Here is a 16746-nt window from a genome sequence, read left to right on the forward strand (position 1 = left end):
GCACGATTGTGAGCGCTAACATGCCGCCCGTCAAGACGTGCTCGCATCTGCATCGATTCATTCCCGTGGCGACCTCGGTCTGGCGCGCGGCGATTCTCCGTCTGCCGTTCTCGGTTCATAGGTCCGAGCCGCGACGGGTCCCTTGAGCGGTGATGTCCAGGGAGTCGTCCCGCACGGCAGCCCGACCCGGACCTCGCAGCAGGTGCCCGGGCGGATCGTTCGGCTGCGGTGGCGCCACCGGCTCGGCCGGTGCAGATCGCCGGGTGCCTGGGGGTGCGGCCGGGTGGGGGCAGGAGCGCATGACGAGTCCCGGGGCGCGCTTTCCGGCTTGAGGACTGTTCAGTGGTCTCCCACGGTGTGAGTGGTGACCGCGGGGAACTGGACCACGTGCTCGGCAAGCTCGGGCGCGTGGCGGGCGATGACCTCGCGCACGCGTGCCGAGGCCGCCACGCCGAGCCGCTCGTAGGTGTCGAGGAAGAGCTCGCGCGCCCGCGGGCGTGGCCAGTCCGCCGGCAGGAGCGACGTCGGCAGCTCGGGGTCGAGGCCGGGGAAGGCGCGCCAGGCGTCCATGAGCTCCGTGCGTCGCACGAGCGCGTCGACCGGGTCGATCGTGCCCCGGCCGAGCGCGGCGTGGGTCGGCTCCCAGGCGTCGACGAACTCCTGGTACATCGCGGCGAGGCCGTCGAGGTCCCAGGCGCTCTGCGGGGGCATGGTCGCGGGCAGGTCGGGCGCGGTCGCCACGAAGGCCGTGGCCGCCGTGACCCCGAGGTCGACCAGCTCGGCGAGCGCCTCGGCGTGGTGCTCGTGGGGGGAGACCCACAGGGCGTCGTAGAGCGGCGCGAAGCCCAGCCAGCGCAGGCGCGTGCGCAACGCCTCGCGGACGGACCGGTTGGCCTCGGGTACGGAGAACGCGACGACGCTCCAGCGGCCGTCCCAGGGCGCACCGTCGTCGGCGCCGAAGCCGAAAATCCGGGCGGCGCCGTCGCTCAGCACCTCCTGGGCGCGCGGCGTGAGCCCGTGGAAGGTGTTCCGGCCGGATCGGGTGGTCGCGAGGAGCCCGTGCTTGACCATCCGGCTCAGCGCGGCCCGGGCGGCGACGTCGCTGACCCCGAAGTCGGCGAGCAGCCCGACGAGGGCGGCCGACGGCAGCGGCTCGGCGCGCCCCCACCAGTAGTCGCCGAGCAGGGTCAGCAACAGGCTCGGCGGTGAGCCCTGGCGCGTCCGGGGCAGGCGGGGGTGCTCCCCGTCGGCTGATCTCACCTTCGACATGGGCCACCTTCCCGTGGTCCGAGGCCAATACTTGACATACATTACTCCGACCGACGATGGTTGTGTCACATTACCGAAGGAGCCGTGACGATGAGGTTAGCCAGCACCGTCGACGCCCGCCTGCACGCCGTCGTGGAGGACCGTCTCGTCGACCTGACCGATGCCCTGGGGGTGCCTGGGGCCGGAGCAGGCGGTCCCCTGCTCGCGTTCCTCGAGCGCGGCGGCACCCTCGCCGACCTCACTGCTCTGCCGCTGGACGGGCTGCCGAGCCGCCCGCTCGACGGCGCCCGGCTCGCCGCACCGATCGCCCGCCCGGGCAAGGTCGTCGGCGCCCCGGTCAACTACCTCGACCACAAGGCCGAGATGAGCGAGCAGAAGACCATCGCCGAGTACGGCGTGTTCCTCAAGGCGAATTCCTCGGTGATCGGTCCCGACGAGGCGATCCGGCTGCCGTACACCGACGTGCGGACCGACCAGGAGGGCGAGCTCGCCGTCGTCATCGGGCGGACGGCCAGCCGCGTGGACGCTGCCGACGCCCTGGACCACGTGCTCGGGTACGCCCCGGTCCTGGACATCACCGTGCGGTCCACCGAGGACCGCTCGACGCGCAAGTCGTTCGACACGTTCACCCCGTTCGGCCCGTGGATCACCACGGCCGACGAAGTCGGCGACCCCGGTGACCTGGAGCTGCGCTGCTGGGTGGGCGGGGTGCTGCGCCAGCGGGTGCTGACCAAGGAGCTCATCTTCGACGTCGCCGAGCTCGTCGCGTACACGAGCCACGTCATGACCCTGCACCCCGGGGACGTCATCGCGACGGGCACCCCCGCCGGTGTCGGGCCGATCTCCGCGGGGCAGCGGGTCGTGGTCGAGATCGACCGGCTCGGCCGGCTCGACGTCCCGGTGACCGACGAGGGGGCGATCTCCTACGGTCGCCGCCCGGGCGCACGATGACGACCGCGCGCGCCGGCGAGGCGCCCCTGGGCACGGCCGCGCTCGCGGCGCACCCGCTGGACCCCCTGCTCCGGCCCCGCAGCATCGCCGTGGTCGGTGCCTCGGCCAGCCCCGACAAGGCCGGGCACGCGATGATGCAGGCGCTCGACGGGTTCGACGGCGAGCTCCATCCGGTCAACCCCCGCGGCGGCACCGTGCTCGGGCGCCCCGCCCTGGCGAGCCTGGGCGACCTCCCCGGCCCGGTCGACCTCGCCGTCCTCGTCGTCCCGCCGCACGTCGTCCCGGGTGCGATCGAGGAGGCCGCGGCGGCCGGGGTGCGCGCCGCCGTCGTGTGCGCGGGCGGCTTCGCCGAGAGCGGCCCCGAGGGTCACGACCTGCAGGAGCAGGCCGTCGAGGCGGCGCGCCGCGGCGGCATCCGGCTGCTCGGCCCGAACACGTCGGGCTTCATGAACCCGGTCGACGGCGTGTCCGCGAGCTTCATGCCCGCGGCCGCCGGGCTGCGGCCCGGGACGGTCGGGGTCGTCGCCCAGTCCGGCGGCGTCAACCTCGCGATCGCCTTCCTGCTCGAGCGCGCCGGCGTCGGGCTGCGCCTCGGCGTCGGGCTGGGCAACGCGGCGGACGTCGGCTTCGCGCAGATGCTCGACTTCTACGCGGACGACGACGCGACCACCGCCGTCGGCCTGCACGTGGAGGGCATCGCCGACGGCCGCTCGGTCGTCGAGGCACTGCAGCGCGTCACCGCCCACAAGCCCGTGGTCGCCTTCAAGGTCGGGCGCTCCGACGTCGGTGACTTCGCCCGGTCGCACACCGGATCGCTCACGGGCTCCTACGCGCTGACGCGCGCCGCGCTCGCCCAGGCGGGGGCCGTCGTCGTCGACAGCCTCGACGAGATGGTCGCCGCGCTCCAGGCGCTGCGGTCGGTGCGGCTGCCCGCCGCGCCGCGGTCCGCGACCGGCGTCGCGGTGCTGACCGGTCAGGCAGGCCCCGGCCTCGTCGTCGCCGACGCACTCGGCGCCCGCGGGGTGCGGGTGCCCGAGCTGGCGCCCGCGACCCTCGACCGGCTCGGGGACCTGCTGCCCCCGCTGACCTACCAGCGCAACCCGGTGGACACCGGGCGGCCCTCGGCCACGTTCCCCGACGTGCTGCGCCTGGTCGCCGCCGAGCCCGGGATCGACGCCGTCGGGGTGTATGCGCTCGACGAGCCCGGCGTCCTGGACCCGGTGACCGCGGTCGAGGGAGCCGCGGGTCGCGTGCTCTACGCGACCGGCGGACCTGCCGCCGTCGTCGAGCGGCACCGTGTACGGCTGGACGAGATCGGCGTGCCGCTGTACTCCAGCCCCGGCGACCTCGCCGTCGGGCTCGCCGCGCTGGTCAGCGACGCCGCCGCCCGCGCCCTGCCCGACGCGCCGCCCGTCACCGCCACGCGGTCCGTCGGGCGCGACCTGGACGAGGACGAGGCCAAGGCACTCTTCGAGACCCACGGCCTGCGCACCATGCGCCGGCGAGCGGCCGCGGACCGGGCCGCCGCCCACGAGGCACTGGACGAGCTCGGCGGTCTCGACCGCCCCGTGGTCGTCAAGGTCCTCGACGCGGCCGTGCTGCACAAGTCCGACGTCGGCGGGGTGCACGTCGGGGTCCGCAGCCACGCGGAGCTGGACGCGGCCCTCGACGCGATCGACGCGATCGACTCCATCGACGGGACGTCCGGACGGCGGTACCTCGTCGAGGAGCAGGCGCCGTCCGGCACCGAGCTCATCGTCGGCGGCATCCGCGACGAGGTCTTCGGACCCGTCGTCCTCCTCGGCCTCGGCGGCGTCGGCGTCGAGCTGGCCGGCGGGCCGGGCTCCGAGCCCGTCCTGCGCCTCGCGCCGCTGTCCGCCGAGCGCGCCGCCGAGATGGTCGACGCGCTGCCGGACGCAGTGCTCGACGGCTTCCGGGGCGCGTCACCCGTGGACCGCGCGGCGCTCGCCGCGACCCTGCTCGCCGTGAGCGACGTGCTCACGCAGCACCACGACATCACCGAGATCGATCTCAACCCGGTACGGGTCACGGCCCGTGGACCGGTCGTCCTGGACGCCGTCGTCGTCCGGAACCCAGGAGAGGAAGACCATGGCCAGCACGATGCCTGAGCACGGCGAAGATGTCCGGGAGCGCGAGACGCTCGTCGTGGGCGCAGGGCCGGTCGGCCTGACCGCTGCCCTGGCGCTGCGGTCCTTCGGCCGGCCGGTGACCGTCCTCGAGGCCGGGCCCGACGGGCGACAACGACCCGGCAGCCGGGCGATCTTCACCCACAGCCAGACGCTGCAGATCCTCGACCGGATCAGCGCCGGGCTCGGCGCGCAGCTGTCCGAGCACGGCGTCTACTGGAACACCCAGCGCACGTTCTACGAGGGCAAGGAGGTCTACGCCAAGACCTACCCGGACCCCGAACCGGGGACCTACCCGCACTTCACGAGCCTGCCGCAGGTGCAGATCGAGCGGTACCTCTACGAGCGGGCAGTGGCGGCCGGCGTCGAGTTCGTCTGGGAGCAGGAGGTCGACGAGGTCGTCGCCGACGACGACGGCGTACGCCTCACCACCCTGGGCGGCGACCGCTGGCAGGCGCAGTACGTGATCGCCGCGGACGGCTCGCGCTCGGCCGTGCGCAAGCAGGTCGGCACCCGGATGGAGGGCGGGCGCGACGACGGCTGGTACATCGTCGTGGACGTCGACGAGATCGAGCGGCCGGCGCTGCCCCAGGAGCGGCACTTCCACTACGCCCACCCCGCGGTCGAGGGCCGCAACGTCCTGGTCGTGCCGTTCGCCGGCGGGTACCGGGTCGACCTGCAGCTGGTCGACGGCGACGACGCGGACAAGCTCGCCTCGCCCGACGGCGTACGCCTCTGGCTCGACGCCGTGCTGCCACCCGGGTACGCGGAGCACACGTCGTGGGTCTCGACGTACCAGTTCCTCCAGCTCGTCGCGCACGACTTCGCCGACCCCACACGCCGGGTGCTGCTCGTCGGTGAGGCGGCCCACCTCTTCGCGCCGTTCGGCGCGCGGGGCCTCAACTCGGGCGTGCCCGACGCCGAGGCGGCCGCGTCCGCCGTCGTCCTGGCGCTCGCCGCCGGCACGCGGGCCTCGGCGCGCACGGCGGTCGAGTCGTTCGCCCTCGCCCGCCGGTCCGCCGCGCTGTTCAACCGAGACGCCGCGGGCGAGGCGCTGGCGCACCTGCGCCCGTCGGCCGAGCGAGCCGCCGAGGTCCGGGCTGCCGCCGAGCGGGCCCCGCAGGACGAGGTCGCGTCCGCCTGGCTCGAGAAGGCCCCCTACGGGCCGCGCGGCGTGCACACAGCGCAGAGCGTCTACCGATACTGAAAGGCTGATCATGTCCATCCTCAGCAACGTGCACGTGGCCTCGGCGGTGGCGCTCGGGCTGCAGCGACTGTCCGCGGTCGGCCTCAAGCTGGCCTTGCGCGGCAAGCCGATACCGTTCCCCGAGTGCCGCGCGGAAGTCGAGGAGATCAGTGTCCCGACGTCGATCGGGCCGGCCAGGGCGTTCGTCTACCGACCCGTCGACCATGTCCCGGACCTGCCCGTGCACGTCAACTTCCACGGCGGCGGGTACGTCATGCGCGACGCGACGGTCGACGACCCGCTGTGCCGGTACCTCGCCGCCGAGGCGGGGGTGGTCGTCGTCAACGTCGACTACGCCGTCGCGCCGCAGCACCGGTTCCCCGCCCCGCCGCACCAGGCCTACGAGGTGACGCGGTGGGTCGCGGACCATGGGGCCGACCACGGCTGGGACGCGTCGCGGCTCACGGTCGGCGGCCAGAGCGCGGGCGGCGCGCTCGCGGCGGCCGTGGCCCGCCAGGCGCTCGAGCGGGGCGGTCCGCACATCGCGCTCCAGGTGATCCACTACGCACCGCTCGACCTGGTCACTCATGCCCGCGACAAGGCGGCGGTCGGTACCAACCCGCTGATCAAGCCGTGGATGGCTGACGTGTTCGACACCGCCTACATCCCGGACCCCGCGATGCGCTCGGACCGCCTCGCCTCCCCGGCGAACACCGCCGATGACGCCGACCTGACCGGCATCGCGCCCGCGATGGTCCTGACCTGCGAGCTCGACCGGCTCCGTGGTGACGGCGAGGCCTACGCGCGGCGGCTGCGTGACGCCGGTGCCCTGGTCACCCACGAGGACATCCCAGGTGTGGACCATGCCTACGAAATGAACGACGTCGACACCGCCCGGCGCACCTACGCGCTCATCGCCGAGCACCTGCGGAGGGCGACGGCCTCGGCCTAGCGGGTCAGCGGCCGGTGTTGTTCATCGTGTCCGGGTGCGAGCCCACGCGTTCCCCGCGGTCCAGGGCGCTGATGTCCGCCATGTCGGCGTCGGACAGCTCGAAGTCGAACAGCTGGACGTTCTCCTTGATGCGAGCCGGGGTCACCGACTTCGGGAAGATGACGTCACCGCGTTCGATGTGCCAGCGCAGCACCACCTGGGCGGGCGTCTTGCCGAGGTTCGCGGCGATCCGGGCGATGGTCGGGTCCTCCAGTACACGCCCGCGGCCGAGGGGCGACCACGCCTCGGTCACGATGCCGTGCTCGGCGTCGACGGCGCGCACGTCCTCGTTGCCCAGCCACGGGTGGACCTCCACCTGGTTGACGGCCGGGACCACGGTGGTCTCGTCCATCAGCCGGCGCAGGTGGTGCGGCTCGAAGTTGGACACCCCGATGGCCCGGGCGTGCCCGGAACGGTAGATCTCCTCCAGCGCGCCCCACGCCTCGACGTACTTGTCGACGGCGGGCAGCGGCCAGTGGATGAGGAACAGGTCGACGTGCTCGAGCTGCAACTCCTCGAGCGTCCGGTCGAAGGCCGCGAGGGCGTCGTCGTGCGCGTGGAACGCGTTGTTGAGCTTGCTCGTGACGAAGAACTCGTCGCGGTCCAGACCGGAGTCGGCCAACGCCTCGCCGACACCACGCTCGTTGCGGTACATCTGCGCGGTGTCGATGTGCCGGTAGCCGACGTCGAGAGCCGTCGACACCACGTCACGCGTCTGCTTCGGCGGGACCTGGAACACACCGAACCCGAGCTGAGGGATCTGCACGCCGCTGTTGAGAAGAAGGGAAGGGATCGACTCGTTGCTCATCGGCCCATGGTGCCCACAGCCTGCAGCCGAACGCGACCCCCTCCCACGAGGTGACCCACGTCGCGGCGTGCCCGGCCCGGATGGGGGCACAATGGAAGGGCACCAGGAGGTTTCCGATGGTCACGAGGGACGAGGCACGGTCGGCCAAGAGCGCCCTGCGCGAGACGCTCCAGCAGGTCGACGGCGTGTGCGGTGTCGGGCTCGCGCAGCGCGGCGACACCCACGACTGGGTGCTGCAGGTCAACGTGCAGAGCGTGAGCGCCCGCAAGGACGTGCCGCCCGACGTCGACGGCGTGCCGGTGCGAGTCCACGTGGTCGGCGCTGTCGAGGCGCTGTAGCCGCAGGGTGCCGGAAGGCTCCGAGATGAACGCTCGCGATCGCGGCGATCGTCGAGAGCGCGGCTCAAGGAGCTTCGGCCTCCGCAGTCGCGTGGAGGGGCACATGAGGTTCGGCCCCGCAGGGGTTGTGGCCGCGATGGTCGTGTGTGCTGTGGCGGCGTATGGCTCGCAGAGCCACGAACCTGCTCCCTCGGCGGCGGCTAGCTCCGCGGCGGAACCACGGCGTAGCGCCAGTCCGACCGAGAAGCCGAAGCGCACTCTTGTCGAGCCCGGTCAAGGAGTCTTTCTCCCGAGTCCGTTCGACGCTGACGTTGCCGAGCGTGCCCGGCCGACGCCTGACATACCTACGGAGGGATCCGCAGGGCCGACGATCAGTTCGCCGGCCGACGACAGCCAGCTTGAGTACGAGGGCCGGGAGCACGAGACCGCCGAAGCAGCCGAGGCGGCCGTGATCTGCGACGACGTGACGCGCGCACTGCGCCATGCCTACATCGAGGATGCGCAGGACTTGCGCTCACTGTCGATGGCGGTGTCGGCCACCGGCGGCAACCGTGGGGTCGGACCGACGATCGACCAGGAGCTCGTCGAGGTTCGCGCACGGGCTCAGAGCCTGGCGCTGGCCCTCGGCGACGCCGCGCGCATCGCCGAACAGGTCGAGCTGACGGAGTCTGTTCCAGAAGCCTCGTCTGTCGTGGGGTGGCGAGACCTTGATGATGCGCTTCAGAGGATCGACGTTGCCATCGTGAACCTGCGGTCCGTGTGCTGAATCGAGGGCGTCGCCGTCGCGGCGACCTCGTTCGTCGTCCATCCCGCAGAATGGGGCGGTGAGCACCACACCTGCCCTGCCCAAGGTCCGCGCCTCCGAGCTGGTCGGCCGTGGCTGGCTCAACACCGGCGGACGCAAGATCACGCTCGCGGACCTGCGCGGCAAGGTGGTCGTGCTCGACTTCTGGACCTTCTGCTGCCTCAACTGCCTGCACGTCCTGGACGAGCTGCGTGAGCTCGAGGAGTCTCGCCGCGACGAGCTCGTCATCATCGGCGTGCACTCCCCGAAGTTCGCGCACGAGGCCGACCCGGACGCCCTCGCCGCCGCCGTCGAGCGGTACGACGTGCGCCACCCGGTCCTCGACGACCCGGAGCTGACCACCTGGGACGCCTACGCGGCCCGGGCCTGGCCCACCCTGGTGGTCGTCGACCCCGAGGGGTACGTCGTCGCGCAGATGGCGGGGGAGGGGCACGCGTCGGCGGTCGCGGCGATCGTGGACGAGCTGGTCGCGACGCACGCAGCGAAGGGCACTCTGCACCGCGGCGACGGACCGTACGTCCCCCCGACGCCGGAGCCGAGCACGCTGCGGTTCCCGGCCAAGGCGGTGGAGCTGCCGGGCGGCAACCTCCTCGTGGCCGACGCCGGTCACCACTCGCTCGCCGAGCTGGCGCCCGACGGCGAGACCCTGGTGCGGCGCATCGGCTCCGGCGAGCGCGGGTTCGTCGACGGCGGGCCCTCGACGGACGGGAGCCACGGCGCGCAGTTCAGCGAGCCGAACGGCCTGTGCCTGGTGCCGGTCGAGCTGCGCGAGCGGCTGGGATACGACGTGCTGGTCGCGGACACGGTGAACCACGCGCTGCGCGGTGTACACCTCGGGTCCGGCCGGGTGTACACCGTGGCCGGGACGGGGCGCCAGTACATGATCGGCGGGCAGGAGAACGTCGCCGCGCCGGGCGAGGCGCCACAGGCGCACGGCAGGGACGACCAGTACCCGCCCACGTGGGTCAACCTCTCCTCGCCCTGGGACGTCGCCTGGTCCCCGGACCTCGCCGCGTTCGTGGTCGCGATGGCGGGCAGCCACACGCTGTGGGTGTTCGACCCGGAGCAGCCCTCGCTCCGGCTCCTCGCCGGGACGATGAACGAGGGCCTCGAGGACGGCCCCGGAGCCGATGCCTGGTTCGCCCAGCCGTCCGGTCTCACGCCGTCGCTCGACGTCGACGGCCGCCCCGACGGCGGGATGTGGCTCGCCGACGCCGAGACCTCGGCCCTGCGCCGCACCGCGCCGGACGGTGCCGCCGGCATCCGGGTGAGCACCGCCGTCGGGCAGGGACTCTTCGACTTCGGGCACCGTGACGGATCGGCCGACCAGGCGCTGCTGCAGCACCCCCTCGGGGTCGCCACGCTCCCCGACGGCAGCGTCGTCGTCGCCGACACGTACAACGGCGCCCTGCGCCGGTACGACCCGGTGACCAGGGAGGTCACCACCCTGGCCACCGGCCTCGCCGAGCCGAGCGACGTCGTCGTGCAGGCCGACGACGACGGCGGCACCGTCCATCTGCTGGTGGTCGAGTCCGCCGCTCACCGGCTCACCCGCATCGCCCTGCCCGCCGACCTCGCGGGCGAGGTGCTCGACGGCGGCGCGCACCGCGTCGCCCGCACGGCCACGGACATCGCACCCGGCGCGCTGCGCCTGGACGTGCCGTTCACCCCGGCGCCCGGCCAGAAGCTCGACGACCGGTTCGGTCCCTCCACCGAGCTGCGCGTCAGCGCGACGCCGCCGGGCCTGCTGCTCGACGGCGCGGGTGTCGGCACCGCGCTGAGCCGCGTCCTGCGCATCGACCCCGACGTGGCCGAGGGTGTGCTGCACGTGACCGCCAAGGCGGCCTCCTGCGACGAGATGCCGCTCGGCCCGGACGGTGAGCCGGCCCCGGACGTGTTCCCTGCCTGCCACCTCGCCCAGCAGGACTGGGGCGTCCCGGTATGCGTGGCGTCGGGCGGCGCATCCGAGCTGTGCCTCCCGCTGCGGGGCTGACCCCGGCGCCCGCTCAGGCCCCGAGCTCGTCGAGCATGCGCTCGAGGTTGCCTCGGGCGGTCGCCGCGTACCCCTCGACCCAGTCGCCGGTGTAGGCGCGCGGCACGATCTCGACCACGAGCAGGCACGCGAAGTAGGCCCGGTACAGCCGCAGCCGGGTCCAGGCCGCCGGGTCGCCGGCGCCGGGCGCCCCGTCCCCGAGGCCGAGGTCCCCGCCGGCGTCCCGGTACCCGGCAAGCACGTCGGGGTCGACGGCGCCCACCCCGAGCTGGTCGGCACCCACCAGCTCGAACACCGGGTCGCCCCACAACGCGCGCTCGGCGTCGAGCACGGCGGCGAGCCCGTGACCCGTATCACCGGCCGGGTCGAGCAGGATGTTGCCGGGCCAGAGGTCGGCGTGCACGAGCCGCGGCGTGGTGATGGTGGCCAGCACCTCCCGCCCGGCGGCGACGGCGGCGCGCAGCCGGGCGTGCGGCAGCGGCACGTCCCACCGCTCGGCGTCCGCCAGCGCGGCCTCGACCATCGCCGCGAACGCCTCGGGCCAGCTGGTCCGGCTGAGCCCTGACGCCGGGGCCGGGTAGCCGTACCGGTCGCCGGTGATCCGGTGCAGGCGTGCCATGACCGCCCCGAGCTCGCGCCTGACCCGGATCGTGGCGGCCGGGTCGAGGTCCAGGTCGCTCCACAGCACGCCCGGCACGTGCTCGGTGACGACCACGTCCCCGTCGACGTGCTCCCGGCTGCCGTCCTCGTGCAGCACGGCGGGCACGGGCAGGCCGGCCCGGTGGGCGAGGCGGTAGACACCGGCCTCGGTGCCCGAGATCCCGTGCTCGTACCGCAGCAGCCGGGAGGGGGCCGCACCGGTCACCTTGGCCACCACGCGGCGGCCGTCGGTGAGGTCGACGCGGAGCACGGTGGCGAACATCCCGCCGGCCAGCGGCTCGACCTGCCGCACGGCCCCGACCGGCGCCAGGACGGCCGCGACCTGGTCGTCCGTGACGGCGGTCTTGGTCAGCACGCGCCGAGCGTAGCGGCCCGCCGTCGTGCCGGGTAGTGCCCCGGCGAGCGCCGAGGTCAGGCCAGGCCGCACTCGCGGGCGACCACGGCCGCCTGCATCCGGGAGGGCACCTGCAGCTTGGCCAGCACCCTCGACACGTGGGTCTTGGTGGTGGCCTCGGAGATGACGAGCTCGGCGGCGATCTCCTGGTTGGACAGCCCGCGCCCGAGCGCGGCGAGCACGTCCGCCTCGCGCGGGGTGAGCCCGTCGAGCCGGGGGTCGCCCGGCGTGGGCGCACGGGGATCGGCGGCCGACGGCGGCGGCACCTCCCCGAGGCGGGCCAGCACGCGCCGGGTCACCTCGGGGGCGAGCACACCGTCACCGGCGGCGACCTGTCGCACGGCCCGGAGCAGGTCGGCCGGTTCGGCGGACTTCAGCAGGAACCCGGCCGCCCCGGCCCGCAGGGCGCCGTCCACGTACTCGTCGAGGTCGAACGTGGTGAGCACCAGGACGTCGGCCAGGGACTCCGCCACGATCGTGCGGGTGGCGGCGATGCCGTCCGTGCCGGGCATGCGCAGGTCCATGAGCACGACGTCGGGCCGCAGCGCCCGTGCGTTGGTGACGGCGGCGTCGCCGTCGGCCGCCTCGCCGACGACCTCGACGTCGTCGGCGGTCTGCAGCAGGAGCCGCAGGCCGGCGCGGATGGCGGCGTGGTCGTCGGCGACGAGCACGCGGACGGTGCGAGGGGGCACGGTCATGGGGTGTTCTCCGGGGCCTCGCGCAGGGGGAGCTCGACCTGCACGGCCCAGCGTCCGGGTGGCGCGGACGCCGGCTGTGGACCCGCGCCGAAGGTCCCGCCGAGCGCCTCGGCACGCTCCCGCATCGTGAGGAGTCCGGTGCCGGCGCTGAACGCGTCGTCGGAGAGCGAGGTGGGGCCGGCCCCGGTGGGCAGTGAGTTGGCGACCTCGAGCCGGACCCGGTCGTCGTCCGCCCGGTCCAGCACCAGCCGGACCGGGAACCCCGGGGCGTGCTTGTGGGCGTTGGTCAGCGCCTCCTGGACGATGCGGTGCAGCGCATGGCCGACGGCGGCGGGCAGCGGCGCCGTGGCGACCCCTGCGGGGTCGTCGAGCCGGACGTCGAGGCCCCACGAGCGAGCTGTGTCCACGAGGGACTCCAGACGGTCCAGGCCCGCCGGCGCGGCGACCGGGTCGCGGGGCGCGTCGGCGCGCAGCAGCCCGATCATCGACCGCATCTCGGTCAAGGAGGCCACCGCGCTGCGGCGGACCTGGACGAGCGCGGCACGGTCCCCCTCGGCGTCCGGCGGGGCGGCCAGCGCGGCGCCGGCGTGGAGGGCGATGCTGGACAGGTGCGAGGCGATGACGTCGTGCAGGTCGCGCGCCATCGCCGTCCGCTCGGCCTGGACCGCCTCGTGCCGGTCCGCCGTGGCGAGCCGCGCCAGGTCGGCGGCGCGCTGGCGCTCGAGCTCGACGGCGCGGGCGGCCTCGTCCGCGCGGGCGCGCTCGAGCTCGGCCAGCTCGGTCTTCTGCCGCACGTTGTCGGCCCACCACATCGGCACGAGCAGGATCGCGGCGAGCTGGATCCCGGCGAAGACGAACACCTGGAGGCTGCGCGTCGCCTCGCCGGCGACGACCGCACCCGCCAGGCTGACCAGGACGGCGCCCGTCCACAGGGCCGTGCGCGCCCGCCGGGAGGACCACAGGGCCGCGGCGTACAGCAGGTCCCAGAGCACCAGCAGGATCGCCAGGCTGCCACCCCACACGAGGTCGAGCAGCGTCACCGCCACGCCACCGGTCAGGGCGAGCAGCGGGTGGGTGCGCTTGGCGAGGATGAGCAGGCACCCGGCCGCCAGCAGCGCCACGCGCCACCACGGTCGCGGCTCGACCGCCGCGAGCGGGCCGACGCTCGGGGCGATCCCGACCAGGCCGACCTGCAGGGTGACCAGGCCACCGACGAACGTCAGCAGGGCGGTGCGCACGTCCGCCCGGCGCTCGCTGGTGTCCACGCACCCATCCCAGCACAGCGCGCGCCGGGAGGGGTCACTCCAAGGATGTACGCCACGGACGCGCGCGATGGTCCTCCTGGGCGACGACGGCGCAGCCCGCCGAGCCGGAGGCTGGCGGCATGGACTTCCTCGACCTCTCCGGCACCGCGGGGCTGCTGCCGATGCTCGGCGTCCTCGCCGTGCTGGCCCTGATCGACTCGACCAGTTTCGGCACCCTGCTCGTCCCCGTGTGGCTGCTGCTCGCGCCGGGACGGCCGCGGGCGGGCCGGATGCTCCTCTACCTGGGCACCGTGGCGGGGGCGTACCTGGTGATCGGCGTGGCGATCATGCTGGGTGCCGGGGTCCTGCTGGACCGGTTCGACGGCGCGCTGGACTCGCGGCCGGTGGTGCTCGCCCAGCTCGCCGTGGGCGTCGGGTTGTTCGTGCTGAGCTTCCGGTTCGACGGCAAGCGGGCCGCCCGCCGGGAGGCGAGCGCCGGGCGGCCATCGCGCCTGGTGAGGTGGCGGGAGCGGGCGATGGGCGTCGAGCTCGCCGACGGCGTCCCTGCCGTGGGTGGGCCGCCGGGCGCCACGGCGGTGTCGAGCGGCCGGTCGGTGCTGCCGCTCCTGGGCCTCGCGGTGGGTGCGGTCCTGCTGGAGGTCGCCACGATGCTCCCGTACCTCGCGGGGATCGGGCTCATCACCGCCGCCGAGCTGCCGGCGCCCGCCCCGCTGGGCCTGCTGGCCGCCTACTGCCTCGTGATGATCCTGCCTGCCCTGGTGCTGCTCGCCGGGCGGCTGCTGGCGGCGCGGCAGATCGACCCGCTGCTGCGGCGCCTGGAGGGCTGGCTCACGCGGAACGCGGCCGAGATGACGGGGTGGGTGCTCGGGATCGTGGGGGTGCTGCTGGGTCTCGACGCGCTGGGCCGGCTGGGCTGGGCGGGCTGACGTCGGCGCCCTGACACGGTGGCGCGGGGCCTGCTGGCCGGGCGATACCCTCCTGAGGTCCACGACCCGACCGGAGAGGCCGTACCCGTGACCGACCAGCAGCCGCCCGACGGCCAGCCCGACCCGCAGCAGCCGTACGCCCAGCCCTACCAGCAGCCGTACGTCCAGCCCGGGCAGCAGCAGCCGTACGCCCAGCCCTACCAGCAGGGTCAGTCGTACCCGCAGCCGTACGCCCAGCCCTACCAGCAGCCGTACGGCTACGCGGACCCGAACGCGAAGTCGAGGATCGCGGCGGGCCTGCTGGGCATCCTTCTCGGCACCCTGGGCATCCACCGCTTCTACCTCGGTTACACGGGGCTCGGCCTGACGATGCTGCTGATCTCCGTGCTGTCCCTCGGCTTCCTGACGTGGGCGGTGGCGATCTGGGGTCTGGTCGAGGGGATCCTGTACCTGACGGACAAGACCGGCAGCTTCTCCCGCGACGCCAAGGGTGTGCCGCTGCGCGACTGAGTCAGCCGAGGAGGGCCGGCAGCTCGGTCAGCGTGTCGACGACGTCGATGCCCCGGGCCTCGGGCCGGGCGGCGTGCAGGTAGCCCCACGGGCCGCGACGGACCAGCACCGGCCGCATCCCGGCGTCGGCGGCGGGGAGCACGTCGTTGTCGAGCCGGTCGCCCACGTAGGCGATGCCCGACGGCGGTACCCCGGTGAGCTCGGCGACCCGCGCGAAGAAGACGGGGTCGGGCTTCTCGACGCCCCACTCGTCGGAGGTGCGGATGCTGTCGACCGGCAGGTCCATGGCCTCCAGGGCCCGGCGCGCCTGCGGGGGCTGGTTGCCCGCGACGACGACGGCGTACCCCGCGTCTCGCAGCGCGGCCAGGGCCGGGCGGACGTCGTCGTACAGGTCGTCGGCGTCGAAGTTCTCGCGCAGGCCGCCGGGCTCGTCCTGCGCCCACCGCGTGATCTCGGCGTGGACGTCGATCCCGGGGCGTGCGAGCTCGAAGGCGTGCTCGAGAGGTCGGTCGGTGGCGGCGCAGGCGCCGACGAGGCCCAGGAACGTGCCGCGGGGGACGCCGAGCCGGTCCGCCCAGCGGGAGAAGATCCTGGTCTCGTCGACGAGGGTCTCACCGACGTCGAACACCACCGCGCGCAGCATGCGGCCGAGCCTAGCCCCCGGCACCGGACGGATGGCAGCGCGGAGGAGATGCGCGACCTTCGGGCGTCGGAGGTACGGTGTTCAGCGACCGTTCAGACCCCCCGCCTAAGGTGAGAAGCATGACCGATCCGGCGATCCCTGTGACTCTGTCCACAGCCTCGGTCTACCCGCGTCGCGCGGCGTTCGCGTTCGAGTCGGCCGCCGAGATCGGCTACGACGGCGTCGAGGCCATGGTCTGGTCGGACCCGGCGACGCAGGACCCGAAGGCACTCTCGCGGCTCGCGGCGGACACCGGCATGCCGATCCGCTCCATCCACGCCCCGACGCTGCTGGTCAGCCAGCGGGTCTGGGGGCGGTCGCCCGCGGACAAGCTCGCCCGTGCCGTGGACATGGCCGGCGAGCTCGGGGCGCATACCGTCGTCGTGCACCCGCCGTTCCGCTGGCAGTATCGCTACGCGCGCGGGTTCGAGGAGCAGGTGCGCACGCTCAACGCGTCCAGCTCGGTGACCGTCGCGGTGGAGAACATGTACCCGTGGCGCCCTCACTCTCGCCTCGACCGGGACCTGAAGGCCTACCTGCCGGGCTGGGACCCCATGGAGCACGGGTATGACGCCGTCACGCTGGACCTGTCGCACGCGGCGATCGCGCAGCAGGACGGGCTGAGCCTGCTGCGGGAGTTCGGTGACCGCCTGCGCCACGTGCACCTGGCGGACGGCACCTTCAACGCCCGGGACGAGCACCTCGTGCCCGGGCGCGGTGACATGCACTGCGACAAGGTCCTCACCGAGCTGGTGCAGTCCGGGTTCGACGGCGACGTGGTGCTGGAGATCTCCACCCGCAAGGCGTTCGACGCCCACGAGCGGCACACCGACCTCGTGGCCGGGCTCGAGTTCGCGCGTGCGTACCTGTCGCCGGAGCCCGTGCCCTACACGCCGCCCGAGCCGGAGCACCACCACCGGCCGGCCGACGCCTGGTGAATTCAGTCGGATATCGGCTGAAAAGTGGGTATATAGCGCGCATCGAGCACTCGCTCATGCTTTCCGCTCTTTCCCGGAGCGGGTGAATTTCCGGCGAGATCGAGCCCCCGTTGGCGGACTTCCCCATCTTCGGATAGATGTGGTGATGTTGCCGCGGTCACATATTGCCACGGCTGAAGCCACGC

16 protein-coding genes are annotated in these 16746 nt (G+C 73.6%); 10 read left to right on the top strand and 6 right to left on the bottom strand.

Annotated elements, in window-relative coordinates:
* Positions 1-339 precede the first annotated feature (339 nt).
* The gene (locus tag PZC42_RS01285; RefSeq protein WP_277207587.1) at positions 340-1269 is read right to left on the bottom strand and encodes a PaaX family transcriptional regulator; all 930 of its coding nucleotides are present in this window, start codon (positions 1267-1269) and stop codon (positions 340-342) included.
* A 90-nt stretch (positions 1270-1359) separates the two neighbouring features.
* On the opposite strand from PZC42_RS01285, the gene PZC42_RS01290 reads away from it, so the two are divergent.
* From PZC42_RS01290 to PZC42_RS01305, 4 genes are read left to right on the top strand one after another with little or no spacing between them, the layout of a single operon-like run.
* The gene (locus PZC42_RS01290) at positions 1360-2220 is read left to right on the top strand and encodes a fumarylacetoacetate hydrolase family protein (protein WP_277207588.1); all 861 of its coding nucleotides are present in this window, start codon (positions 1360-1362) and stop codon (positions 2218-2220) included.
* Entirely contained in the window at positions 2217-4349 is a 2133-nt protein-coding gene (locus PZC42_RS01295) for an acetate--CoA ligase family protein (RefSeq protein ID WP_277207589.1), read from the top strand. The genes PZC42_RS01290 and PZC42_RS01295 overlap by 4 nt, the downstream gene beginning before the upstream one ends.
* On the top strand, positions 4330-5574 hold the full coding sequence (locus tag PZC42_RS01300; protein WP_277207591.1) for an FAD-dependent monooxygenase: 1245 nt from the start codon (positions 4330-4332) through the stop codon (positions 5572-5574). The genes PZC42_RS01295 and PZC42_RS01300 overlap by 20 nt, the downstream gene beginning before the upstream one ends.
* Before the next feature lie 10 nt (positions 5575-5584).
* A complete protein-coding gene (locus PZC42_RS01305) occupies positions 5585-6505 on the top strand; it encodes an alpha/beta hydrolase fold domain-containing protein (RefSeq protein WP_277207593.1) in 921 nt (306 codons plus the stop codon).
* A 4-nt stretch (positions 6506-6509) separates the two neighbouring features.
* On the opposite strand, the gene PZC42_RS01310 is transcribed toward PZC42_RS01305, so the two are convergent.
* Positions 6510-7352, bottom strand: a complete 843-nt coding sequence (locus PZC42_RS01310) for an aldo/keto reductase (protein WP_277207594.1) — start codon at positions 7350-7352, stop codon at positions 6510-6512.
* A gap of 116 nt (positions 7353-7468) precedes the next feature.
* Between PZC42_RS01310 and PZC42_RS01315 the strand changes: the two genes are divergently transcribed.
* The 3 genes from PZC42_RS01315 to PZC42_RS01325 all read left to right on the top strand — a co-directional run bounded on the left by PZC42_RS01315 (position 7469) and on the right by PZC42_RS01325 (position 10488).
* Complete coding sequence (locus PZC42_RS01315; protein ID WP_277207596.1) at positions 7469-7690, top strand: hypothetical protein; 222 nt, start codon at positions 7469-7471, stop codon at positions 7688-7690.
* Between the two features lie 448 nt (positions 7691-8138).
* Positions 8139-8456 (top strand): hypothetical protein, encoded by a 318-nt coding sequence (locus PZC42_RS01320; protein ID WP_277207598.1) that lies wholly within the window; start codon positions 8139-8141, stop codon positions 8454-8456.
* Between the two features lie 58 nt (positions 8457-8514).
* Positions 8515-10488, top strand: coding sequence for an NHL domain-containing thioredoxin family protein (locus PZC42_RS01325; RefSeq protein WP_277207600.1), 1974 nt, complete (start codon positions 8515-8517; stop codon positions 10486-10488).
* 13 nt (positions 10489-10501) lie between these two features.
* On the opposite strand, the gene PZC42_RS01330 is transcribed toward PZC42_RS01325, so the two are convergent.
* From PZC42_RS01330 to PZC42_RS22440, 3 genes are read right to left on the bottom strand one after another with little or no spacing between them, the layout of a single operon-like run.
* On the bottom strand, positions 10502-11503 hold the full coding sequence (locus PZC42_RS01330; RefSeq protein WP_277207602.1) for a phosphotransferase family protein: 1002 nt from the start codon (positions 11501-11503) through the stop codon (positions 10502-10504).
* Between the two features lie 56 nt (positions 11504-11559).
* On the bottom strand, positions 11560-12240 hold the full coding sequence (locus PZC42_RS01335; protein WP_277207605.1) for a response regulator: 681 nt from the start codon (positions 12238-12240) through the stop codon (positions 11560-11562).
* Complete coding sequence (locus tag PZC42_RS22440; protein WP_277207607.1) at positions 12237-13505, bottom strand: sensor histidine kinase; 1269 nt, start codon at positions 13503-13505, stop codon at positions 12237-12239. The genes PZC42_RS01335 and PZC42_RS22440 overlap by 4 nt, the downstream gene beginning before the upstream one ends.
* Positions 13506-13624: 119 nt before the next feature.
* Here PZC42_RS22440 and PZC42_RS01345 point away from each other — a divergent pair, with 119 nt between their 5' ends.
* Both PZC42_RS01345 and PZC42_RS01350 read left to right on the top strand, forming a co-directional pair.
* A complete protein-coding gene (locus PZC42_RS01345) occupies positions 13625-14431 on the top strand; it encodes a GAP family protein (RefSeq protein WP_277207608.1) in 807 nt (268 codons plus the stop codon).
* Between the two features lie 87 nt (positions 14432-14518).
* Positions 14519-14941 carry a TM2 domain-containing protein gene (locus PZC42_RS01350; RefSeq protein ID WP_277207610.1) on the top strand — a complete coding sequence of 141 codons (423 nt, stop codon included), beginning with the start codon at positions 14519-14521 and terminating at the stop codon, positions 14939-14941.
* A gap of 1 nt (position 14942) precedes the next feature.
* On the opposite strand, the gene PZC42_RS01355 is transcribed toward PZC42_RS01350, so the two are convergent.
* Entirely contained in the window at positions 14943-15584 is a 642-nt protein-coding gene (locus PZC42_RS01355) for an HAD family hydrolase (protein ID WP_277207611.1), read from the bottom strand.
* Positions 15585-15703: 119 nt separating this feature from the next.
* Between PZC42_RS01355 and PZC42_RS01360 the strand changes: the two genes are divergently transcribed.
* Entirely contained in the window at positions 15704-16561 is an 858-nt protein-coding gene (locus PZC42_RS01360) for a sugar phosphate isomerase/epimerase family protein (protein ID WP_277207613.1), read from the top strand.
* Positions 16562-16746 lie beyond the last annotated feature (185 nt).

Origin of the sequence: Isoptericola croceus (assembly GCF_029382255.1) — a bacterium.
GTDB classification, from domain to species: Bacteria; Actinomycetota; Actinomycetes; order Actinomycetales; family Cellulomonadaceae; genus Isoptericola; species Isoptericola croceus.